Annotated in this window: 23 protein-coding genes; 9 read left to right on the top strand and 14 right to left on the bottom strand. The window is 70.3% G+C overall.

Going from position 1 to position 22,210, the window contains the following annotated elements:
* Positions 1 to 134 precede the first annotated feature (134 nt).
* Complete coding sequence (locus AC0VYM_RS03780) at positions 135 to 764, bottom strand: TetR/AcrR family transcriptional regulator (protein WP_475458983.1); 630 nt, start codon at positions 762 to 764, stop codon at positions 135 to 137.
* A gap of 122 nt (positions 765 to 886) precedes the next feature.
* Between AC0VYM_RS03780 and AC0VYM_RS03775 the strand changes: the two genes are divergently transcribed.
* Positions 887 to 1,879: an aldo/keto reductase gene (locus tag AC0VYM_RS03775; protein ID WP_475458980.1), complete on the top strand. Its 993-nt coding sequence runs from the start codon at positions 887 to 889 to the stop codon at positions 1,877 to 1,879.
* A gap of 291 nt (positions 1,880 to 2,170) precedes the next feature.
* On the opposite strand, the gene AC0VYM_RS03770 is transcribed toward AC0VYM_RS03775, so the two are convergent.
* The 5 genes from AC0VYM_RS03770 to AC0VYM_RS03750 form a co-directional block, all read right to left on the bottom strand.
* Positions 2,171 to 2,677, bottom strand: coding sequence for a hypothetical protein (locus AC0VYM_RS03770; RefSeq protein WP_475458977.1), 507 nt, complete (start codon positions 2,675 to 2,677; stop codon positions 2,171 to 2,173).
* A gap of 154 nt (positions 2,678 to 2,831) precedes the next feature.
* Positions 2,832 to 3,011 (bottom strand): DUF397 domain-containing protein, encoded by a 180-nt coding sequence (locus AC0VYM_RS03765; RefSeq protein ID WP_475458975.1) that lies wholly within the window; start codon positions 3,009 to 3,011, stop codon positions 2,832 to 2,834.
* A gap of 10 nt (positions 3,012 to 3,021) precedes the next feature.
* A complete protein-coding gene (locus tag AC0VYM_RS03760; RefSeq protein WP_475458972.1) occupies positions 3,022 to 3,255 on the bottom strand; it encodes a DUF397 domain-containing protein in 234 nt (77 codons plus the stop codon).
* A gap of 216 nt (positions 3,256 to 3,471) precedes the next feature.
* The gene (locus AC0VYM_RS03755; protein ID WP_475458970.1) at positions 3,472 to 3,666 is read right to left on the bottom strand and encodes a DUF397 domain-containing protein; all 195 of its coding nucleotides are present in this window, start codon (positions 3,664 to 3,666) and stop codon (positions 3,472 to 3,474) included.
* A gap of 6 nt (positions 3,667 to 3,672) precedes the next feature.
* Positions 3,673 to 4,512: a helix-turn-helix domain-containing protein gene (locus AC0VYM_RS03750; RefSeq protein ID WP_475458968.1), complete on the bottom strand. Its 840-nt coding sequence runs from the start codon at positions 4,510 to 4,512 to the stop codon at positions 3,673 to 3,675.
* Between the two features lie 433 nt (positions 4,513 to 4,945).
* Between AC0VYM_RS03750 and AC0VYM_RS03745 the strand changes: the two genes are divergently transcribed.
* From AC0VYM_RS03745 to AC0VYM_RS03725, 5 genes are all read left to right on the top strand, one after another.
* Positions 4,946 to 5,515 (top strand): ATP-binding protein, encoded by a 570-nt coding sequence (locus AC0VYM_RS03745; protein WP_475458965.1) that lies wholly within the window; start codon positions 4,946 to 4,948, stop codon positions 5,513 to 5,515.
* Positions 5,515 to 6,036: a hypothetical protein gene (locus AC0VYM_RS03740; RefSeq protein ID WP_475458963.1), complete on the top strand. Its 522-nt coding sequence runs from the start codon at positions 5,515 to 5,517 to the stop codon at positions 6,034 to 6,036. Before AC0VYM_RS03745 ends, AC0VYM_RS03740 begins: the two co-directional genes overlap by 1 nt.
* A gap of 89 nt (positions 6,037 to 6,125) precedes the next feature.
* A complete protein-coding gene (locus tag AC0VYM_RS03735) occupies positions 6,126 to 6,668 on the top strand; it encodes an ATP-binding protein (RefSeq protein WP_475458961.1) in 543 nt (180 codons plus the stop codon).
* 185 nt (positions 6,669 to 6,853) lie between these two features.
* Positions 6,854 to 7,141, top strand: a complete 288-nt coding sequence (locus AC0VYM_RS03730) for a hypothetical protein (RefSeq protein ID WP_475458959.1) — start codon at positions 6,854 to 6,856, stop codon at positions 7,139 to 7,141.
* A 175-nt stretch (positions 7,142 to 7,316) separates the two neighbouring features.
* Complete coding sequence (locus AC0VYM_RS03725) at positions 7,317 to 7,859, top strand: hypothetical protein (RefSeq protein ID WP_475458957.1); 543 nt, start codon at positions 7,317 to 7,319, stop codon at positions 7,857 to 7,859.
* Between the two features lie 55 nt (positions 7,860 to 7,914).
* Here AC0VYM_RS03725 and AC0VYM_RS03720 read toward each other — a convergent pair whose 3' ends face one another.
* Positions 7,915 to 8,247 carry a type II toxin-antitoxin system HicB family antitoxin gene (locus tag AC0VYM_RS03720; protein ID WP_475458955.1) on the bottom strand — a complete coding sequence of 111 codons (333 nt, stop codon included), beginning with the start codon at positions 8,245 to 8,247 and terminating at the stop codon, positions 7,915 to 7,917.
* Between the two features lie 509 nt (positions 8,248 to 8,756).
* On the opposite strand from AC0VYM_RS03720, the gene AC0VYM_RS03715 reads away from it, so the two are divergent.
* The gene (locus AC0VYM_RS03715) at positions 8,757 to 9,392 is read left to right on the top strand and encodes a hypothetical protein (RefSeq protein WP_475458952.1); all 636 of its coding nucleotides are present in this window, start codon (positions 8,757 to 8,759) and stop codon (positions 9,390 to 9,392) included.
* Positions 9,393 to 9,440: 48 nt separating this feature from the next.
* Here AC0VYM_RS03715 and AC0VYM_RS03710 read toward each other — a convergent pair whose 3' ends face one another.
* The 3 genes from AC0VYM_RS03710 to AC0VYM_RS03700 form a co-directional block, all read right to left on the bottom strand.
* Complete coding sequence (locus tag AC0VYM_RS03710; RefSeq protein ID WP_475458950.1) at positions 9,441 to 10,214, bottom strand: bestrophin-like domain; 774 nt, start codon at positions 10,212 to 10,214, stop codon at positions 9,441 to 9,443.
* Positions 10,215 to 10,449: 235 nt separating this feature from the next.
* Positions 10,450 to 12,258 (bottom strand): phosphoenolpyruvate carboxykinase (GTP), encoded by a 1,809-nt coding sequence (locus AC0VYM_RS03705; RefSeq protein WP_475462922.1) that lies wholly within the window; start codon positions 12,256 to 12,258, stop codon positions 10,450 to 10,452.
* Between the two features lie 315 nt (positions 12,259 to 12,573).
* The gene (locus AC0VYM_RS03700; RefSeq protein ID WP_475458947.1) at positions 12,574 to 13,476 is read right to left on the bottom strand and encodes a universal stress protein; all 903 of its coding nucleotides are present in this window, start codon (positions 13,474 to 13,476) and stop codon (positions 12,574 to 12,576) included.
* Between the two features lie 235 nt (positions 13,477 to 13,711).
* On the opposite strand from AC0VYM_RS03700, the gene AC0VYM_RS03695 reads away from it, so the two are divergent.
* Positions 13,712 to 14,440 carry a DUF998 domain-containing protein gene (locus AC0VYM_RS03695; RefSeq protein ID WP_475458945.1) on the top strand — a complete coding sequence of 243 codons (729 nt, stop codon included), beginning with the start codon at positions 13,712 to 13,714 and terminating at the stop codon, positions 14,438 to 14,440.
* 134 nt (positions 14,441 to 14,574) lie between these two features.
* On the opposite strand, the gene AC0VYM_RS03690 is transcribed toward AC0VYM_RS03695, so the two are convergent.
* The 4 genes from AC0VYM_RS03690 to coaA form a co-directional block, all read right to left on the bottom strand.
* Positions 14,575 to 16,167 carry a tetratricopeptide repeat protein gene (locus AC0VYM_RS03690; RefSeq protein WP_475458942.1) on the bottom strand — a complete coding sequence of 531 codons (1,593 nt, stop codon included), beginning with the start codon at positions 16,165 to 16,167 and terminating at the stop codon, positions 14,575 to 14,577.
* Positions 16,168 to 16,248: 81 nt separating this feature from the next.
* Entirely contained in the window at positions 16,249 to 18,378 is a 2,130-nt protein-coding gene (locus AC0VYM_RS03685) for a HelD family protein (RefSeq protein WP_475458940.1), read from the bottom strand.
* Positions 18,379 to 18,525: 147 nt separating this feature from the next.
* Complete coding sequence (locus AC0VYM_RS03680; RefSeq protein WP_475458938.1) at positions 18,526 to 18,831, bottom strand: hypothetical protein; 306 nt, start codon at positions 18,829 to 18,831, stop codon at positions 18,526 to 18,528.
* A 251-nt stretch (positions 18,832 to 19,082) separates the two neighbouring features.
* Positions 19,083 to 19,988, bottom strand: a complete 906-nt coding sequence (coaA, locus tag AC0VYM_RS03675) for a type I pantothenate kinase (protein ID WP_475462921.1) — start codon at positions 19,986 to 19,988, stop codon at positions 19,083 to 19,085.
* A 332-nt stretch (positions 19,989 to 20,320) separates the two neighbouring features.
* Here coaA and glmS point away from each other — a divergent pair, with 332 nt between their 5' ends.
* Positions 20,321 to 22,174: a glutamine--fructose-6-phosphate transaminase (isomerizing) gene (glmS, locus tag AC0VYM_RS03670; RefSeq protein WP_475458935.1), complete on the top strand. Its 1,854-nt coding sequence runs from the start codon at positions 20,321 to 20,323 to the stop codon at positions 22,172 to 22,174.
* Positions 22,175 to 22,210 lie beyond the last annotated feature (36 nt).

Raw genomic sequence — 22,210 nt, 5'->3', positions numbered from 1 at the left:
TCCGCCCTCTGCTGCCCACCGATGACTGCCCGCTGTGAGCCCCGACCGCAGTACCGGCGTGGTCTGCTGGCGACGCCATCTTCGACGGACGCATCCGAGGTGTGCGTCAAACCCGAACGGTGTGAGCGTTGTTCTCAGCCCGCGCGAGGGAACATGCGCTCGACGGCGGCCACCAGTGCGGCGCGGCGGGCGGCGACGGAGGGGGCCGCGGCCTGGCCCGCGGCAGCGGCGGCGATTTCGGGCTGACCCGCCCAGGTCATGGCGATCTGGTTGATCAGGGCGAGGACGTCGACCGGGTCCCAGGCCGGGTCGAGCGACCCGGAGCGCTGAGCGTCGCGGAGTTGGTCGAGCTTGCCCGCGACCGTGGCCTGGAGGCGGCTGGCGGCGCTGCCTGCGGGCTCGACCTGCTCCAGGCGGCCCCACATGATCAGGCGGTAGTGGTCCGGACGTGCCGTGAAATGGTCGAAGAGGGTGCCGACATAACCGGGCAGGTCGGTCGGGTCCAGCTGCGTCGCCTCGACGAGCGCGGTCGTCTCGCGTTCGGCGACGTGCGCGTAAAGGGCTTCCTTGCTGCGGAAGTAGGCGTAGACACGTTCCTTGCTCGTCCTGGCCTGCTTGGCTATGCGGTCCACGCGGGCACCGGCGATCCCGTGCCGGGCGAACTCCTCCTTGGCCGCGGCGACGATCCGCTGGCGCGTGGAGTCGGCGGACTCACCAGCGATGGCGGCGTCCGGGGTCTGGCCAGGGTTGGTGGAGGAAGGCATGAGCCCAGGATAGGCGACCGAACCGTTCGGTATTGCGTTGCATACCGGAGGGGCGTAGGGTCACACCAAACAGTTTGGTTTGGTCGGCTGCGGGATGCCGACACGACACGAGGAGCGACTGCATGCAGCACCGAAGCCTGGGACAGCAGGGACTACGCGTCTCCGCGCTCGGACTGGGCGTGATGGGGATGTCCATGGCCTACGGCCCCTCGAACGACGAGGACGGCATCTCCACCATCCACCGCGCCCACGAACTCGGCGTCGACTTCTTCGACACCGCCGAGATGTACGGCCAAGGCACCGGCAGCAACGAGACGCTGCTCTGCAGCGCGGTCAAGGACTTCCGCGACGAGGTCATCCTGGCCACCAAGTTCGGCTTCGACATGACCGGCGAGACGCCGGGGAGCGGTGTCAACAGCCGCCCCGAGAACATCCGCGAGGTCGCCGAGAACAGCCTGCGCTACCTCCAGACCGACTCCATCGACCTCTTCTACCAGCACATCTCCGACCCCGACGTACCGGCCGAGGAGGTCGCTGGCACTGTCGGTGACCTGATCACCGAGGGCAAGGTGCGGTACTTCGGCCTGAGTAACGTCGGCCCGCAGTACATCCGCCGCGCCCACGCCGTCACCCCGGTCACAGCCCTTCAGTATGAGTACTCGGTCTTCGAACGCGAGGTGGAGGACGAGATCCTGCCGGTCCTGCGGGAGTTGGGGATCGGCCTGGTGCCGTACTCGCCGCTCGGCCGCGGCTTTCTCTCCGGCGTGGTCAGGCCCGCCGACGAGTATCCCGAGGGCGACATGCGCCGCTGGGACGAGCGCTGGCAGGGCGAGAACTACGTCTACAACCTGAACGCCGCCGAGCAGCTCCGAAAGCTCGCCGCCGCCCGGGGCATCACCCCCGCCCAGCTCGCTCTGGCCTGGCTGCTGGCCCAGGGCGAGGACGTCGCCCCGATCCCGGGCACCCGCAGCGCCGCACGTCTGGAGGAGAACGTCGGCGCCACCGACGTGGAACTCACCGAGACCGATCTGGCCCGCATCCGGGAAGTCCTCCCCCAAGGCTCCGCAGGCAGCCGCTTCCCGGCCTCGATCATGGCTGGCTACCGCACCGCCTGACAGCCCGTCCACCAGGTTCGACGGCCCCGGGCATGCGGCGGCGAGCAGCTGCCGCATGCCCTCCCAGTCGGGCTGGAGCAGTACACCTGGGCGCCGTTTCCTGAACGGGTCGGGTCGCGGAGCCGGGTCCGGGTCGAGGCCACCTGCACGGTCCCATCGAAGATCGCGGCCCGCCTGTCGTAGCGGGCCGCGACCGCCCGGGACGCACGCGCCTGCCCACCGGGATGTGAACGAGTGCGCGGTCCACTCCTGCCTCCGGCGACTCCGCGAGTTCGAGCGTCCCGTGTCGGGTCAGTGGAGCAGGGGCATGAGGTAGATGACCTCCCAAGCCTCGAAGACGGCGATGACGAAGAGCACCAGGACGATGACGGGATAGAGGCGCAGGTTGACGCCGAGGCCCGCCCGGTACCCCGCCCGTTTGGACGGCAGTCCGAGTCGCTGGTACCCGAAGGTCGATCGCCAGAGAATGATCGCGCCCAGCGCCGCCAGGATGTAGGCCTGGAATTCGATGATCAGGACGGGGATATGGGGGATGAGGGCGATGGCGGCGTCCGAGGATGTCGGTGTGAGCCACATGCCGATCTCCATGGCTCGGTAGACCGTGGCGACGACCCCGAAGAACGGGATGACGAGCGAGGGAATCGTGGTCGTGAGCAGGGCGGCAAAGGTGAGGTTGAAGATGAACGTGCCCAGGGCAGCCGACACGAAGTCGCCGTTCACGTAGGCGGTGACCACGAAGTCCGCGGGGCCGGGCAGATCCAGGAAGGCTTGGGCGCGTTCGAGCCCCCTCTCCTGCAACCGGTGAGGAGTGGTTGGTGGCCATGTTGGACGCTGCGAAGGCGTGGCACCAGCATGTGAAGGGGTGACCAGAGACCTCAGTCCCTAGACCATGATCGCGCGAACACCAACGGGCCCCGTCTCCTAGCCTGGCGGGGCCCGTTGCACGCGGCCTCTATTCGGTGATGGCCAGCAGGGCGGCGGCCCACTCTGCCCCGGTGAATCCCAGAGCACCGAGGTCGCGGTTCTGGGTGTCGCGGACCAACACACTGCGCCCCTCTGCGATCTCCACGCAGGCAGCTTCGTTGGCGCTGTAGCTGGACTTGCGGAATGTGAGGTGGGGGTGTTCGGGCATGGGGGCTCCTCTAGTTGGTGTGCAGGAGGGCGAACCATTCAGGGCCAGGGAACAGGAGGTGGCCGTGGTCTGGGAACTTGGAGTCCCGGACCGCGACACCGGCAGCGAGGTCAGCTACTTCCACGCAGTTCTCCTGTCGGCCGCTGCTGTAAGAGGACTTGCGGTAGCGGGCCACCTCAACGCAGTTGTTGCGGTCGCTGTAGCTGGAGTTGCAGAAGGCGAGTCCGTCGGTGTGGGGGTGCATCCTGGGGACCTCCGCTGAGAGTGGGGACACTGACTGACTCATACACAGTCCTTCCCGCCTCTACACCCATGCTCGAAGAAGAACGTCCCGAATCGTGTCCGACGGCGGACAACCAACCCCTGCATCCTGGCCGCTCGGCTCAGATGCACGGTGGTCTTGGGACATCGAGTTATAGAGGGGTCCAGCTCTGCTCGCTGGACCCCTCTGTTTGGCCAGCTACGCGCTCTGGGTAACCATGTTCAGCGCTGCCTGCCACTCAGTCGCGCTGAACAAGAGGTGGCCGAGCTCGCGGTTCTGGGTGTCTCGTACAGCTGACACTCCGGGCAGATCAGCGACCTCGACACAGTTCTGCGACTGGATCTGGCTGTAGGAAGACTTGCGGAACAGGCTGTCTGGGATCGAGTTCATCATCAGTTCCTAGGTGATCATTGCTGTCAGGCGCTCTACGGTCTCATCTGGGGTTAGGGCCGCGATGCGTAGGTGGCCGAAGACGTGGCGGTACCTTGCTACCTCATCAGGTTCCTCCAGGTACAACCCGTCAGTGTCAGTCTCCAGATACACGACTGTCGGGTCGATCGCCTCAGGGAAGTCCATGATGACAAACGGTCCACCCAGGCCTGGCGTCAGACGGTAAGCAGGGGTCATCTGGATGGTGGTCGTCCCTACCGTCGAAACCTCCAGCAAGTACTCCACCTGCCGTTTCAACGTATCGGGATACTCAGCGGCCAGCGAAAGCAGGGCTCCCTCTGAAAACACAGCCCACATCTCTGGTGGATCGCTACTCAGGATTCGCTGACGTTCGATTCGCGCATCAACCGCACGTTGAACGCTGTGCACGTCGCGGACGCGACCTGCTTTCGCGAGTGCTCTGACGTAATCGGGGACTTGAAGCAGCCCCGGGATCACGAGAGGTTCCCAGGTACTGATCACGCTAGCTTCGGCCTCGAAGCCGATGAACTTGCCAGAGAGGACATCTCTGTAGCGGGTCCACCAACCGCTTTCACGTGACTGACGTACCAGGTTCAGGATCTCCTCGCGCTCCCGCTCGTCCGTCACCAAATAGGCGTCGAGCAGGGCACGCACCTCATGTACCTGAGGTCGCTTCTTCACCCCAGATTCGATGTTGCTGATGGTGGTACGCGACATCTCGGCAGCTGGGGCTGCCTCATCAAGGGTCATGCGCGCGGCATCTCGGCGTCGCCGGAGCTCGTCAGACAGACGTCGGCGGCGGACGGTGGGGCTGTATCGCTGCGTCATCGCTCTCCCGGTCGCTGGTCGCACAGCAAATCCTAGATCCTTCGATCCTTCGAACTGGACATTCATGGATTTCCCGGACGGGATTTCAGGTTGACCTTGAAAATCGGAAATTCAGGTTCCATGATGATGCTAACTCGAAATCCCGACTGGGCTTCCGACCCGGCAACCGTCCCAGGAGGTGTGCGTCCATGGCGCCCCGATCCCTGAAACTCTCCGCGCTGGCATGCGTGTGCCATCTCGCGTCTGTGGCGTTCCATCGCCGTCGTCCCAGGCAGGCCGCGCGTGTGCGGGCCTTCGCCGCAAACCCTCCCCACCGAGCCATGTCTCGTTCTCGGGGTCCGTTGATCCCCTCGCCCCGAAGGCCGATCGACTCCATCCCCTTGCAGGTCCTGGAGGCTGTCCTGTCCGGGCTGCGACGGTTGGCGGTGGCCACGTGAGCGTGTTCTCCCCCGAACTGACCCACCGCGAGACCACAGTTCCCCTGGCGAGCTTCATCAAGCCCTTCCATGCCCACTACTTCTCCCGGGCCGTTGGCACCCCGTTTCGGAAACGCAAGTACTCCTTCGCCGGACTCCCCGGCCTGATGCCCCTGGTCCGCGCGTTCCTGGACACCAGCGCCGCCGAACGCAGCACGGACTACCGGTACCTGTTCACCCTGCTGGGCTCGGAGCTGGCGAACAACTCCCTCGCGCACTCGCGCTCCAGCGACCACGGCAGCACCTACACGCTCACCGTCGACCGAGGCGCGACCGGGATGACGCTCACCTGTCAGGACCAGGGCAGCCGCCTCCCCCTTGAACCGGGCACGTTCACCGCGGCTGACCTGAACACGCTCGACCCGGAATCGGGCCTGGGGAGCGGCCAGGGCATCGGTTTGGGCCTGGTGAACGCGTTGGCGGACCGGTGGGGCGACAACGGCAACCCGAAGTTCCGGCAGGTCTGGTTCCACCTCTCCTACGACCTGGCTGACAACCCGTGGACCCGGATCGAGGGAGAGTGCTGATGTTGGACGTGGACACCAGGGACCTGCTGGCCGTGGCCGAAGACGCCCTGACCGCACCGGCCCATCTCACTCCCGCGCAGGTGGACGTGTGGCACAACCACACCCTGCGCAACCGCCTCCCCCTGGTCCTGGAGGCCCTACGGATCGCCCGACAGGAGAGCAACGCCGAGATGGCGATGCAGCTGATCGACCAGGCCATCCACGACCACCCCGCCCCCACACGGGTACCCGGCAACAGGCCCGTGGCGGGAACGGTTCCGAAGCAGAACAACCCCCACACGGAGTCGCTGCCGGTTCCGGAGCACGTGCTCTGCGCCCTGCTCCACAAGCACTGGTCGATGACGGTGGAGGGAAAAGCCCCGCACGAGATCTACGTGGCCCACCGCCCCCTCGGCTGGACCGGTGACGGCGACCCCTACGAACGCATCACCGCACCCAACCGCACCGAACTCCTGCGACTGCTCGCCCACCGCCACCTCGGTGTCCATCAGCGCGACCCCGAACCCCCAGCCGCTGCGTGAGGGTTCCAACGAAAAAGCTCTGGCGGGTGCGTCAACACCCCCAGAGCAGGCCGACAACCACCCCTGGTTAAAGAAAGCAGATTGCCGACATGGCCATTGTGCCGCACACCCCTGCCCTCGACCACACGAACAGCCCACCCGACAACGCGCCCCGGTGGGAGTGCCGGGTCTACCCCGGTCAGCTCTCCCAGACCAGCCAGGTTCGCGCCGACCTCGCCTTGGACCTCGACCGGATGACCAGCCTTCCGGCCGAGGCGAGGGAAGACATGGTCTTGTGCGTGAGCGAGATGTTCGCCAACGCCTGCGAACACTCACGCTCCGGACAGGACCCCGACGGCAGGGTGGTCCGGACCCTGGACACGCCCAGGGCGGGAACGGTCCGGATCTCGATCATCGACGACGGCACCCGAACCGACACCACCAGCAGCACTTTCCCGAAGGTCCCGCGCCGTCGCACAAGGAGGGACTGGGAGCGGGCCGAACGCGGCCGGGGCCTGCTCATGATCGGTGAACTGGCATCGAGGTGGGGCACCCGGCCGGTGCTGGACTTCCCGTTCTGCGCCGGGATCGGCACTGTCATCTGGGCCGAGTTCACCCTCCCCGACCTGACCACGGCTGGGGGCGCCCGATGACCGGCAGCGCTCAGATCAGCACGGAAGTACGCTCGGTCCTGGCCGCACCCCGAGGCCACCGCTTCCCCCGCCCCGCCGCACGCCCGAAGCGAGGGTCCGCCCCTTCCTGGGGCGTCCGGGTTCCGTCAGGGGCGCCCCAGGAACCGGAATCGCACCAGGCCCGTCAGGAACGACTGCTCCGCCAGATGCAGGACAACCCCCGGGTGGCCTACATGCTCGAACACGGACCCGTCCCGCACTGGGTGCACGTCGCCCGCCAACAACGCGAACGCGCGGCCCGGGAAGCCCGGGAAGCCCAACAGGCCGCCGCCCGGATCCAGCCGGAACCCGTGCTTCCCCGGGGTCGCCACCGTGCGCCCCGCCGGTGGTGGGGATGGCCCGCCACCGCCATCAGCTCCACCCTCCTCCTGGGCCTGAACGCCCTGGAGATCGCGGGCCAGAACCTCCCACACCACGTCGGCATCCTGGCCTGACCCGACGAGAGAACGGGACCCGGTGACGACCTCGTCACCGGGCCCCGCCCGTCCCCGCCCATCCCCCGCCCGATGGGCGGTACTGATGGCCCCGGGGCCGAAAGGCCTTGGTCCGCCGAGTCGGCGGTTGGTAGGTTCACAGCACCCCCGCGCGAACCCACCACCGGAGGACAAAGTGCCCCACGCTTCCCCCCGCCAGAAGAAGACGTCCCGGTTCACCGCGCTGACCGCCCTGGTCACGGCCACCGTCCTGCTCGTCCCCGGCACCGCCAGCGCCGAGATGGGACAGGTACGCACGGAGAGCCAGGAGGTCATCATCACCGACGAGGGCGTCTTCGAGGTCGGCGCGGACGTGGAGAGCCTGGAGGCCTTCCTGGAGGAGAACCCCGAGTACGCCCCGACCGTGGAGGACCCCGACCGCGTGGGCGCCCGGGCCACCGAGTCGCTCCCCATCACACACGGCACGCTGACCACGCGCACCACCGGGTGCGACAGCGCGACGGTCACCTACAAGAAGACGACCGGATCCCGGCTGACCATCAAGTTCTCCATCGCGCAGCTCGGCAGCCTCACCCGCAACGGCCCCACCCTCAGCATCAGCGCGGGCCAGACGCGGAGCTTCACGGCCAACCTCTCCCCCATCGGCAACGTCCAGGGCCGCATGGCGGTGGACGAGCAGAACAAGACCTTCGTCAACAAGTTCATCAGCTGCCGCTAGGTGCCGGGCGGCCACACGAAGCGGGTGCGGGCACCGTAACGCCCGCACCCGAGGTTCAGCCTCGCGTCGCGAGTCTCATGGCGGCCAACCGATTGAGTGAGACGTTCTGCTCCGCGGCCTCGATCACGAGCTGGCGGTGCAGTTCCGGAGGGACCCGGACCTGGAACTTTCCGGAGTAGTTCCGTTCCCCGATCGGCAACGGCGGACTCGCACCCGAAGAGATCATGTCCTCGACCGTGTCGGCAGCCAGCCGACGGATGCCCGCGAAGGCTTCCGAGCTCTCCGGCGCGACCCAGGACAGGGACGGGAACTCGGCGACGGCCCCGACATAGGACTCGTCCTCGGCCGACCATTGGACACGGTAGGCGTAGTGCTCGAATCTGTTCACCGTTCCCCTCCCATCTCTCGATCGCGGCGAGAACCTGTCTCACCTGATGGGCCTTCGCCGCGCCGTGGTCGTTCTGAATATTCACCCGCGGGTCCCCCGACCAGGGCATCCTGTACACCCGTCGCGAGGTCCCACTCTGCCGTGTGCACCGAAGTAGTGCTCGTACAGCTTCGCGCGGTCCGTGAAGCGGACTGACTTCGGCTGATCCCGCATACGTACGAGGATCTTCTCAACGCTGCCCATGCAGTGGGAGTATCACTATTGATACTGCCACCAGCTTCCTGATGTGGGAGGCACGAAGGGCCTGGGCCGCGTCAGCATGCGCGGTTGCGGGTTCCACCCTGGGGAACCGGCGCACCCCGTAGCATCACCGTGTGAACAGACCACGCCACGGGCGGTCACGGAACCTCTCGCCGCCGCCCCCACCCCCGTCACCACCCCGGCACCGGCACGCACGGAGAAGGACGGCCCCCGGCACCCACCGGCGGGCCTGGTCGCTCCTCACCCTGATGGCGGGCGCGCTCGTGCTCGCCTGCGGCCCCGCCCCGGCCTTCGCCGAACGGGCCGACCCCTCCGTCAGTGTCGGCCCGTCGGGGGTGCGCGTCGACGACGGCACGTCCCAGGTGGACGTCGGCCCCACGGGCACCCAGGTGGACACCCCGGACGCCCACGTCGACGTCCGGCCCGGATCGCACGTCCTGGTGTGCGCCAACGGGGTCCGCGTGGTCGTCCACACGGGTCAGGCTCCGTCGTGCCCCCAGCCCCCGCCAGCTCCACCCGCCCCACCGGTCCCACCGCCCGCGCCGCCTCCCGTGGAGGAGCCCGCCCCGCCGCACGAGCGGACCGTGCCCGAGGCGGCCCCGGCCCTGCCCGAACCGACCGCGCCCGTCCCACCCGAACCGGAGCCCGAGGCGGAGCCCACCGCACCCGCCCCGGCCGAGGCACCCCCGGAGGCCCCGGCCTCCGAACCGCCCGCCGAGTCCTCGCCGCCCGCCCAGGCGCTCCTGGTGGACGCGGGCCCGCCCGTCGCGTCGCCGTCGTCCTCGGCGTTCACCCCGCTGCGCACGATGGTGGTCGTCGCGATCGTCGCGGCGGGCGCCTCGGTCGTCGGGGGCCGCGCCGTGGCGACCCTCTCCGCCGAGTGACACGCGGCCCGTCCCGCCGGATGACCCCGGCGGGACGGGCCGCGTCGGCTACGGGAGCTCCAGCGTGGAGTCGGACCGGTCGAAGCCCGCCAGGGCCTCCTCCATCGAGCCCGCGTCGTTGGCCAGAACCCCGTTGTACGGGTTCCCCATGAACAGCAGCAGCGCGATCGTGCCGAACACGAACACCAGGTTCACCGCCGCCCAGAAGAAGGCCACCCCGGAACCCTTCCGGATCATGGCGAACGGCAGCACCGCGATGACCACGGCCGTCAGGGCCGACACCGCCAACAGGGCCGCCGGGATCTGGTCCCCCGCCGCGTCGGCGCGCTGGCTGCGCGCGTCGCTGAGCTTGGTCACCTCCTGGCGGGCGGTCAGGCGGTCCAGCCCGTCCCCGGTGTCGGACACCGACAGGCCGCGCACCGACGCCGCCAGCAGGGCGAGATCGTCGTCACCGCCGGGGCTGAGCTCCCCCTTGGTCTCCATGAGCGGCCAGTCATCCTCCACCACCGTCTCCAGGTAGGTGCGCAGATGGCCGCGCACGGCCTCGCCCTCCTCCCCGGGGAACGCGGTGCTGCTCCAGTACAGGGCCTGGGCCGCCCCGGCCTCGGAGATCAGGTCGTCCTCGGCCGACTTGTAGTCCTCCCAGCCGATGACCACGGCCATCGCCGCCGCCACGAGGTACAGGGACAGCACACAGGGAGCGATGACCACACCCACCGCACCCTCCGCGAAGGATCCGGAGAGCCGGAACCGCCAGGCGACCAGGGCGGCGCCTCCGACCATGGCGACCAGGACGGCGAGGGCGACGAACAGCGTGGGCAAGGAGGCTCCCGGGGGGTTCTCGACAGAGGACGGACCATCCTTAACACGCGGCGCCGCGCCGGTAGCGGGAAAAACACAAAGCGTCACCGGGCCGTGCCCACGCCCTGTCGGCATCTGTCCCCTATGTCATGACCTGCCCGGACACGACGAAGAGGGGCGCGGGCACCGTGGTGCCCGCGCCCCTCTCGGGAGGTGACCGGCCGTTCGCGCGGAAGGGGGACCGGCCGGGAGGGCGCTACTTCTCCAGACGGCTCAGCAGCGCGTGGTACTCGTCCCAGAGCTCGGCGGGCAGGTCGTCACCGAAGGTCTTGAAGAACTCGGGAACCAGGGCGGCCTCCTGCTTCCAGACGTCGGTGTCGACGTCGAGGACGAACTCCATGTCCTCGGCGGAGATGTCCAGGCCCTCGGTGTCGATGCCGTCGGCGGTCGGCAGGTAGCCGATCGGGGTCTCGACGGCGGCGGCCTCGCCCTCAAGGCGGTCCACGACCCACTTGATGACGCGGCTGTTCTCACCGAAGCCCGGCCACACGATCTTGCCGTCGGCGTTCTTCTTGAACCAGTTGACGTAGAAGATCTTCGGCAGCTTGGACGCGTCGGCCTGCTTGCCGATCTTCACCCAGTGGGCGAAGTAGTCGCCCATGTTGTAGCCGCAGAAGGGCAGCATCGCGAACGGGTCGCGGCGCAGCTCACCGACGGAGCCCTCCTGGGCCGCGGTCTTCTCGGAGGAGACGTTGGCACCCAGGTACACGCCGTGCTGCCAGCTGAAGGACTCCGACACCAGCGGCACCGCGCTGGCGCGGCGGCCACCGAAGAGGATCGCGGAGATCGGGACGCCCGCGGGGTCCTCCCACTCGTCCGCGATGGTCGGAGCCTGCCCGGCCGGGGTGGTGAAACGGGAGTTCGGGTGGGCGGCGGGCTCACCGGACTCGGGCGTCCACGGACGGCCCTTCCAGTCGGTGAGGTTGGCCGGGGCCTCCTCGGTCAGGCCCTCCCACCACACGTCGCCGTCCTCGGTGAGCGCGACGTTGGTGAAGATGCTGTTGCCCCAGAGGGTCTCCACCGCGTTGGCGTTGGTCTTGGCGCCCGTGCCGGGAGCGACGCCGAAGAAGCCGGCCTCGGGGTTGATGGCGCGCAGCTGGCCGTCGGCGCCGAAGCGCATCCAGGCGATGTCGTCGCCGACGGTCTCGACCTTCCAGCCGGGGATGGTCGGCTGGAGCATGGCCAGGTTGGTCTTGCCGCAGGCGCTCGGGAAGGCGGCGGCGACGTAGTGGGACTTCCCGGCGGGCGAGGTCACCTTGAGGATGAGCATGTGCTCGGCCAGCCAGCCCTCGTCGCGGGCCATCACCGAGGCGATGCGCAGCGCGTAGCACTTCTTGCCGAGCAGGGCGTTGCCGCCGTAGCCGGAGCCGTAGGACCAGATCTCGCGGGTCTCCGGGAAGTGCGAGATGTACTTGGTGGAGTTGCAGGGCCAGGCGACGTCCTGCTGGCCGGGCTCCAGGGGGGCGCCGACGGAGTGGACGGCCTTGACGAACTCGCCGCGCTCCTCGATCAGGCGCAGGGCGGCGGAGCCCATGCGGGCCATGATGCGCATGGAGACGACGACGTAGGCGGAGTCGGTGATCTCGACGCCGAGCTGGGAGATGTCCCCGCCCAGCGGGCCCATGCAGAAGGGCACGACGTACATGGTGCGGCCGCGCATGGAGCCCTTGAAGACCTCGCCGAAGGTGGCGCGCATCTCGTCGGGGGCGATCCAGTTGTTGGTGGGACCGGCGTCCTCCGCACGCTCGGAGCAGATGAAGGTGCGGTCCTCGACCCGGGCGACGTCCGTCGGGTCCGACTTGCAGTAGAAGCTGTTCGGGCGCTTCTCGGAGTTGAGGCGGGTGAAGGTGCCCTGCTCGACCAGCTGGTCGGTCAGGCGGGTCCACTCCTCCTCGGAGCCGTCACACCAGACGACCTCGTCCGGCTGGGTGAGCTCCGCGACCTCACGAACCCAGGAGGCGAGTTCCTCGTTCTTGGTCGGGGCGGCGCCCACATCAGTACCCACGTCAGCAGTCACAACGGCTCCTCATCGCACTTACGAGATCCCTCGAATCATGAACGACGAGTGCCGAAGCTGACCAATTGGACTAGGCCAATGGTCTATACGCGTAGGCGCGACGGGGCTGATTCCACTGCACAGCAGGGGATTCGGGTGGTTCAGGTACGTGCCGCGACGTGTCCGCGCGGGGCGCGCTCCGGCACTGCTCGGAGCCGCTTTCCCCTGTTCTGCGGGCAGGACCGCGACCCGAGGCGACACACGGTGCTGTTCGTCACACAACGGACGCGGGACGCGAATCCCCGGAATAGACCTCTGGCGGGATCAGCGGACGATCGCGACCGGCCCCCGGGCCCCGTGCAGGACCGAGTGGCTCACCGAACCCAGCAGGAGCCCGCGGAAACCGCCGCGCCCGCGCGAGCCCACCACGACGAGATCCGCCGGGGTGGCCTCCTCCAGGAGCGCGACCACCGGGTGCGCGCGCACCACCCGCGTCTGGACGCGGACCTCGGGGCGCAGCAGCCGCAGGTCGGTGAGCTCCTCGTCCAGGGCGTGCCGGGCCGCCTCCGCGGCCGTGGCGTCGTCGAACAGCTCGGGCGGGATCGGCCCGGTGGCCGCCGCGAAGGCCACCAGCGGCTGCCAGGCGCTCACCGCGACCAGATCGGTGTCGGCGAACTCCGCCTGGGAGAAGGCGAACTCCAGGGCGTGGCGGCTGGGTTCGGAGCCGTCCACCCCCACGATCACCCGGCTGCGGACCCCGTGCGCGGACGCGTGGTCGCGGGGCAGCACGATCACCGGGACCGGGGAGCGGGCCGCGAGTTCGATGCCGACCGACCCCACGAAGGCGGCGGCGATCCCGCTGAGCCCGCGCGAGCCCACCACCACGGCCACCGCCCCGGGGTCGGCCGTCTCCGTGAGCAGCGCCTCCGCCGGTCGCGAGAAGGAGACGCGGGTCTGCACGGCGAGCTCGGGGAACAGCCGGGACGCCCAGTCCCCGGCGTGGTCGAGCAGACGTCGGGCACCCGCGCCCGGCCCGTCCTCGGTGTGTTCCCCCGTACCGCCCCAGACTCCGAGGTCCTCGGTGGCCAGCGGGTTCGCCGCGGCGACGATCCGCACCCCGAGACCGCGGAGCGAGGCCTGGTGCGCGGACCACTCCAGGGCGTGCCTGCTGGAGTCGGTGCCGTCCACCCCCACGATCACCCATCGTGTCGTGGCTGCGCCGTTCATCACGTGCGCCCTTCCGTAGGTCGTCGATACCCCCGCGGCTCCGGACCTACCGGCCGGTGTCCCGTGGTGTTCCACGATGATGCCGCTCGAACACGCACCCGTGGATAACAGTGCCGCCGCGAGTTGGCTGACGTAGGGTCCCAGAACGGCCCGTGTCCCCGCGACGACGGAACGTGCGGACGCCCTGGTGCGTCCGAGAGTCATACACGAGTCAGCTGCGGACACTGGGGGCGCGATGCCTTACTCGAACACCGCGACACTGCACTGGGACCACCGGGACGGGCGTGTCGCCGCCGTGGTCGCCTCCATCGTCTACAGCCTGTGGACCGTCGAGGTCGTCCTCCCCGCCGGACCGGGCACACCCGCCGGGGCCCTCGCGGATCCCCACTCCACGCTCGGACAGTTCCTCGACAGCGCGCACCGGACCGCCGCGATCCTGGTGATCCTCGCGGCCGGGCTGGGTCTGGCCCTGGGCGCCCGGCGCCCGCGCCGCTGGCTGACGTTCTCCTGGTGGTCGATGGCCGTGTTCGGCGCGGCCTCGCTTGCGGCCTCCCTGCTGCCCGGCCGCTGCGTGGTGTCCACGGACGCCGCGTGCACGGTGGAGTCGCTGGTGGAAGGGGTCCGGGGGGCGACGGTCGTCCAACCCGTGCTGGCCGTGGTCGCCACCCTGGCCGCGCTGCTGGCCTCGGCGGCGCTGACCTGGGACCGCAGGCGGGCCGGGGAGCGCGCCTGGGTGGTCCTCGCGCTCATCACGCTGGCCCAGGCGGTGGCCGCCGCGGTGGTCCTCGTCCTGGCCGCGCTGGTGTACGCCTCCTCGGGGGACGGTTCGCCCGGGGTCGCCCTGGGCCTGGCCGAGCGCGCCCACCTGCTGACCGTGGCCCTGTGGCTGCTGGCGGCCGGTGCCGTGCCGGGGCAGTGGAAGCGCGCGCGCAAGCTCAACGACACCGGGCACCCGACCAACTGACCGGTGGCTGTCGGGGCGCGGCCTGCGGGGCTGCGGAACCCCGGGGCCGGGCCGTCGCGGTTCGGGCGTCCGGGGTCCGGGTCCGCGCGGATCCGGTTCCCGGGGCTCCGGGGCGCGCCCGCCCTCTGCGTCTCTCACGCGGAACGGCGCTCCTCTCCCCCGCACGCGTACCCGAGCCACTCGGTGTAGGCCTCCAGCGCGGCCCGGGTGCCGGGAGCGTCCGGCCCCAGGTCACGCTCACACTCGCGGTGGAGTTCCGCCAGCCGCGCCAGGGCGGTGGCCTCGTCCGAGCGCAGGGTGATGACGAGGGCCCGGAACATCACGGTCAGCCCGTGGTCGGGGCCCAGCGCCCGGCGGAAGTCGTCGAACAGCGCGGTGATCCGCCGCTGCCCCTCCTCCCCCTGGAGGTCGCCCTCGGCGGCCAGGCGCAGCCGCACCAGGAGCACGTTCGGGTGGAGCGGGCCCAGCTCCCGTTCCCAGCGCTCCCGCAGTTCCCTGTGCACGCCGACCGCCTCGGAGTCGCCCCGGGCCTCCAGGACGAGCGCCCGGGCGAAGAGGGTCGCGGGGTGGTCGTCCCCGTGCAGCCGCCGCAGGACGGGAAGCAGCGCCTCGGCCTCCGCGAGGGCTCCGTCCAGGTCACCGGTGGTGACCCGGGCGGCGGCCACCAGGAAGCGGGCCTCCGCGGTGGCCTCGTGCTCGGCTCCCAGGATCCGCTCCAGGTCACCGGTCAGCCCCTCCACCTCGGCGCCCGCGGCCTCCGTCTCCGCCAGCAGGAACAGCAGACGGGCCCGGCCGACCCGGGCCAGCAGGGTGAGGCGGTGGTCCGCCGGGAGGTGGCGCTCCAGGTCGGGGAGGAGCTCCCGGTAGTCGCGCTCGGCGGCGAGCAGGTCACCGGCCCCGGTCCGGTGGTGGGCGAGCAGGCGCCGGGTGTTGAGGACCTCCCTGTGGTGCGCGGGCTGGACCGCCTCCCGCGCCGCGAGCAGGTCCGCACAGGCCCCGGCCGCCCCTTCGTGGTCGCCCGCCTCGGCCCGCCAGCGCACGAGCTGGACCCGGGCGGCCAGGGTGTCGGGGTGTCCCGGTCCGTGCACCCGCTCCCGGGCGGCGACCTGGTCCGCGCAGGCCCGGGCGGCGCCGGTCGGATCCCCCGCCCGTGCGTGCCAGCGGATCAGCTCCGCCCGGGTCTCCAGGACGTCCTCGTGGTTGGGCCCGAGCGCCCGGCGCCGGCGGATGAGGAGTTCGGCGTAGGCCGCCACGGTCGCGGCGGCCCGGTCGGTCTTCCCCGTCCACCAGGCGAAGCGTTCGTAGGCGGCCAGCGCGCCCGGGTCGTCGGCTCCCCTCGCCTGCCCGACCGTCTCCGCCAGACGGCCGTAGCTGTCGGCGGCCAGGTCGGTGAGGTCGGACTCGCCCCACAGGCGCGCGATCTCCGCGTGCAGGGCGAGCATGTGCGGGTGCAGGGGCCCGGCGCTGTCCGAGAGCTGACCGGCCGCGCCGCTGAGGGCGATCGCCGCCCCGGCCGGGTCGTCCTCCCGCTCCTGGCACAGCGCCATGTGCACACGCAGGGTCAGGGCATCGGGGTGGTCGGCCCCGAACCGTTCCTCCGCCTCCGCGTGCAGCGCCCCGAGCTCGTCGGCGGAGCCGCGTTCGACGGCCCGCCGCACCCGCCGGTCGAACGCCCCGTCGCCGGTCCCGACCGGTTCCCGCAGTTCGTCGAGGACGACACCCCTCATGCTGTTCCCCCTTCGCGCGTCCGTCCGCACCAGATCCGACGACGGAACCGGCCCCGGGGTTGCACACACCTTCCGAAGGGTTCAGGCGAGGGGGTCGGGGAGCGGGCGGGTGTGCACCACGTGCAGGGAGCTCACCGCACGGGTCAGGACCACGTACAGGCGGTTCACACCGCGCTCCTCCGCCTCGACGATCGCGGCGGGTTCGGCCACCACCACCGTGTCGAACTCCAGGCCCTTGGCCAGGCTGGCCGGGACCGCCACCAGACGGGCGCCGTCCATCCCGGCATCACCCAGGAGGGGGGCGTCCACCCCCTCGGCGGCCAGGGCCACGCACAGCTCCGGCAGCTGGTGGTCGGCGGCGATCAGGCCCACCGACCCCTCGCCCCGGAGCGCGCTCCGGCAGGAGTCCGCCAGCGCCGGGGCGATGCCCTCGGCGGCCGGGACCAGCCTGAGGGCGCCCGGGGAGCGCCGGACCGCGACCGGCGCGCCCAGCCCCGGGGCGATGGAGGGCAGGAGCCGCGCGGCGAAGTCGATGATCTGCGCCGGCACGCGGTACCCCCGGTTCAGGGCGTGGAGGTGACCGGTGGGCTTGCCGAGGTGTTCCAGCAGCGTCGTCCAGTTGCGTGCCGCCGAGGGGCTGGTGCCCTGCGCGATGTCCCCGAGCACCGTGAGCGAACCCGCCCCCGCCCGGCGGCCGATCGCCCGGCACTGCATGGGGCTCAGGTCCTGGGCCTCGTCCACGACCACGTGCCCCAGCCCCGGGACGCGTTCGATCAGCGCCGTGGCCTCGTCCACCAGGGCCAGGTCCTCCTCCGACCAGAGCGCCGACTTCGGGCCGCGCGGGCTCCCCGGCAGGAGCAGGGCCCGCTGCTCCTCGGCCGTGAGCAGGCCCTCCGCCGCGCGGGCCAGGCGCTCGGGGTCGGTGAGCAGCCCCAGCACCATCCTGAGCGGGTCCACCTTGGGCCACAGGGCGGTGACGGCGGCGCGCACCGCCGGGTCCCGGCGCACCCGGGTGTGGGTGCGGTCGTCGCAGACCTGGCCCTCGGCCTCCATCAGGGTGAGGACGGCGTGCGCCATGCGGTGGGACAGGAGCTCGCGGCCGGACCCGTAGGCCACGCCGCGCTCCGCGAGTTCGTCCAGCAGCGGGCGCAGGTCCTCCGGGTACAGCCGCCAGCGGCGCGAACCCTGGCGGACCATCACGGTCTCCTCCGGAGTCCGCAGGTGCGCCCACAGGTCGCGGCGGAGCACCTCGGCCATGGCGGCGGAGCCCTTGGTGCGCGCGGCCTCGGGGGTCTCCGTCCGGCGGACCCACCCCCGGGCGGGCCGCAGGCGCTCCGGCAGGTCCCGGGTGAGCAGCTCGTTGACGGTGGTCTGGTGGACGTCCACCTCGCCCAGGGCCGGGAGCACGTCCCGGATGTACGAGAGGAACGAGCGGTTGGGGCCGATGATCGCCACACCGTAGCGGGAGAGGCGCTCGCGTTCGCTGTACAGGAGGAAGGCGATGCGGTGCAGGCCCACGGCGGTCTTGCCGGTGCCGGGAGCACCCTGGACGCACAGGGTGGTCTCCAACGGGGCCCGGACCAGGACGTCCTGTTCCGGCTGGATGGTGGCGACGATGTCGCGCATGGGACCGGTGCGGGGGCGCTCGATCTCGGAGTTGAGGAGCTCGCCGCCCAGAGCGGCCTCGGGGGCGTCCGGGCCGATCATGAGGTCCTCGTCCTCGAACGCGGTGAGGACCGACTCGGGTTCACCGTCCTCGCCGGTCAGGGTGCCGAACCCGTAGCGCCGACGGACCCGCACGTCCATCCGGTCGCTGGGAGAGGCCTGGTAGTAGGCGACGCTGATCGGCGCGCGCCAGTCCAGGACCACGGGGCGGCCCCGGCCGTCATGGACGTGGCGGCGGCCGATGTGGACGCGGTCGGGGTGTTCGGAGGGGGTGTCGTCGAGGAAGACGGTGCCGGGCTCGAAGTCCATCCGCCCGAAGTACAGGGGGGCGCCGGGGACGTCGGCCAGGGCGGCCAGGCGGCGTTCGCGACCGCGCCGCAGGGCGGCGTCGGTGACCTTGTCCTTGGCGGCGTCTCCGAACAGGAGCTCGGTGGCGTCGACCGTCTCGCGCATGCCGCGCAGAGCGGCGCGGGCGTCGCTGAGCGCCCGCCGTTCGGCGATGATCTCGGGGTCGGCGGGCACGGCTGAGGGATCGTTCGTGGTCATGGGGACCTCGTGGTTCGGCGGGACAGGACGCGACCTCACGCGTGCGCGCGGTCCCGCCCCGGTCGCCGCAAGGGCCCGGTTCGTTCCGATCCATGAGCGCGCACCACGACCCGGGGGGTCGGTGATGCCGAACCTGTGAGCCTACAGCTACCAGACGCCGGAGCGGTCCGGGGTGAGCATCGCGTCCTGGACGCTGTCCCAGCGCACACGGCCGAGACCGCCGCCGATCTCCACGTCCTCGATGACGGCGTCGATGGTCCGCCGGTCGTACTCGTCGGTGAGCTCGACACCGCCGTCGCGGTAGTCGGAGACCAGTCCGACCACGTACTGCCGCAGGTCGGTGACGCCTCTGCGGGCGGCGGCGCGGGCCTGTTTGTCCCAGCGAGCGTCATGCGGGATCCATGACGCGACGACCTCGGTGGGGGTGGGGACGTACTCGTTAGGAGTGGCCATAGGGTCACGGTAGCCATGAGGCGGGGAGCACGGGGCCGTTAGCCGGATTGTCCGGCGGGCCGCCGCACCTCGGGCGTCGACGCGCACGCGACCCCGCGAGGACCCCCGCGCCCCGAGGACCCCGCCCCGACTCGGTGCGGAGGGCCCGGGTGTCGTCGAGACCCCTGTGGCCGCATGTGGCCCCGCCCCCGCCGCCGAACGCGCGTCGGCCTCCCCGACCGCGCAGACGGCCGGGGAGACGCGGAACGCGCTCAGGTCTTGCGCAGGCGCACCCGGCTGACGCGGTGGTCGTCGCCCTTGAACAGCACGAGGGTGGCCCGCCCCCGGGTCGGGCGGATGTTCTCCACGAGGTTGACCTCGTTGATGGTCTCCCAGGTGTTGGCGGCGAACTCCAGCGCCTGGGCCTCCTCGATGGTGGTGGCCATGTGGTGGAAGTAGGAGCGGGGGTCGGAGAAGGCGGTGCGCCTCAGCTCCCGGAACCGTTCCAGGTACCAGCTGCGGACGTTGTCCACCTTGGCGTCGACGTAGATGGAGTAGTCGAAGAAGTCAGCGACCGCCAGCCGTCCCGCGGTCGCGGGCTGGAGCACGTTGATGCCCTCGACGATGAGGATGTCGGGGCGGTGCACGGTCTGGCGCTCACCGGGCACGACGTCGTAGTGCAGGTGGGAGTAGACGGGGATGTCGAGGCGGTCGGCTCCGGCCTTCATCTCCGACACGAACCGGACCAGCGCGCGCCGGTCGTAGCTCTCCGGGAACCCCTTGCGGCGCATGAGCCCGCGCGACTGGAGGACCGAGTTCGGGTGGAGGAAGTTGTCCGTGCTGACGAGCTCGACGTCGGGGTGGTTGGGCCACTGGGCGAGCAGGGAGCGCAGCAGGCGCGCCGTGGTGGACTTGCCCACGGCGACGCTGCCCGCCACGCCGATGATGAACGGCGACGGCCGGTCCGACTCCCCGAGGAAGGCGCGCACCGCGGCGTGCCGCTGCTGCGTCGCGCCCACGTAGAGGTTGAGCAGACGGGAGAGCGGCAGGTAGATGTCGCGGACCTCGTCGAGGGAGGTGGGGTCGTTGGTACCTCGCAGGTCGCTGAGGTCGGCCTCGGTCAGGGACAGGGGCGTGGAGGCCCGGAGTGCGGCCCAGGCCGCTCGGTCCAGTTCCACGTACGGCGAGGAGATGCCGTTCTTCGTCGCGTGAGACACGGTTGACCACCTTAGACGAGGCGCTCCCCCACTCCGGGCAGCCGGTCCCCCGATTGTCCGACGCGGGACGGGAACGTGCGGGACACCACACGTACACGCGGGCGACACGCGAGGTTTTTTGGGTGGGTTCGTCGGGGAGGAACCGGTTCCACTCGGCGCCCTCCCCTACCCTCCCACCTGCGTGGTCCACCTCGGATACACCAAATGGTCTATACCGCCACCTGGGAAAATGACTATTGGTATGTACCACTGGTTGGTCGATTCCGGACATCTTTTGGCCTACGCTGGCGCCCATGTGCGGAATCGTTGGCTACGTCGGGCCGCAACCGGCGCTTGAGGTCGTCGTGAACGGCCTCGCGAGGTTGGAGTACCGCGGATATGACTCCGCGGGTGTCGCTGTGCTGGGTGAGGGAACCCTGCGCTCCGAGAAGCGGGCGGGCAAGCTCGCCAACCTGCGCCAGGCCCTGGAGGAACACCCTGTCTCCGGTGAGGGCGCCGGGATCGGTCACACCCGTTGGGCCACGCACGGTGCGCCCAACGACGTGAACGCCCACCCCCACGTCGACAACGACAACCGGGTGGCCGTCGTCCACAACGGCATCATCGAGAACTTCGCCGCCCTCCGGGCCGAGCTGGAGGAGCAGGGCTGCAAGTTCCTGTCCGAGACCGACACCGAGGTCTCCTCCCACCTGCTCAGCAAGGAGCTGGAGCGGCGCGGCGACGGTGACCTGCCCGGGGCCATGCGCGAGGTGTGCAAGCGCCTGGAGGGCGCCTTCACGCTGGTGGCCGTCTCCACCGACGACCCCGACCTGGTCGTCGCGGCGCGCCGCAACTCCCCGCTCGTCGTCGGTCGCGGCGAGGGCGAGAACTTCCTGGCCAGCGACGTGGCGGCGTTCATCGCCCACACCCGCGAGGCGGTCGAGCTCGGCCAGGACCAGGTCGTGGAGCTGCGCGCCGACTCCGTGCTCGTCACCGACTACGAGGGCAACCCCGTGGACGTGCGCGAGTACCACGTGGACTGGGACGCCTCGGCGGCGGAGAAGGACGGCTACGACTACTTCATGCTCAAGGAGATCGTCGAGCAGCCCAAGGCTGTCGCGGACACCCTCCTGGGCCGGGTCTCGGTCGACGGCCAGCTCACCCTGGACGAGATGCGGCTGACCCCCGCCGAGCTGCGGTCGGTCGAGAAGATCGTCATCATCGCGTGCGGCACGTCCTATCACGCGGGCCTGATCGCCAAGTACGCGATCGAGCACTGGTGCCGGATCCCCTGCGAGGTGGAGGTCGCCAGCGAGTTCCGCTACCGCGACCCGATCCTGGACCAGCAGACCCTGGTCATCGCCATCTCGCAGTCCGGCGAGAGCATGGACACCCTGATGGCGGTCCGCTACGCCCGCGAGCAGCGCGCCCGCGTGCTGGCGATCTGCAACGTCAACGGCTCCACCATCCCGCGTGAGTCCGACGGCGTGCTGTACACGCACGCCGGTCCGGAGGTCGGGGTGGCCGCCACCAAGACCTTCCTCACCCAGCTGGCCGCCTGCTACCTGATCGGCCTGTACCTGGCCCAGGTGCGCGGGATGAAGTTCGGTGACGAGATCAACGCCGTGATCGCGCAGCTGGCCACCATGCCGGAGCAGATCGAGCGGGTCCTGGACTCGGTGGAGCCGGTCCGTGAACTGGCCCGCTCCCTGGCCGACGAGAAGACCGTCCTGTTCCTGGGCCGCCACGTGGGCTTCCCCGTGGCGATGGAGGGCGCGCTCAAGCTCAAGGAGCTGGCGTACATGCACGCCGAGGCGTTCGCCGCCGGTGAGCTCAAGCACGGCTCGATCGCGCTCATCGAGGACGGCCTGCCGGTGGTCGTCGTGGTGCCCTCGCCCAAGGGGCGCAGCGTGCTGCACGACAAGATCGTCTCGAACATCCAGGAGGTGCGCGCCCGCGGCGCCCGCACCATCGTGATCGCCGAGGAGGGCGACGAGTCGGTGCGTCCGTACTCGGACTCGCTCATCGAGATCCCGGCGGTGCCGACCCTGCTCCAGCCGATCGTCGCGACGATCCCCATGCAGGTGTTCGCGTGCGAGCTCGCCCTGGCCAAGGGCAACGACGTGGACCAGCCCCGCAACCTCGCCAAAAGCGTGACCGTGGAGTAGGTCGTGACACGTGCGGGGCGCGTCGCACGGGGGTCC

This window comes from Nocardiopsis sp. iso_237 (assembly GCF_056173345.1).
This window is presented reverse-complemented; position numbering and strand designations above follow the sequence as displayed.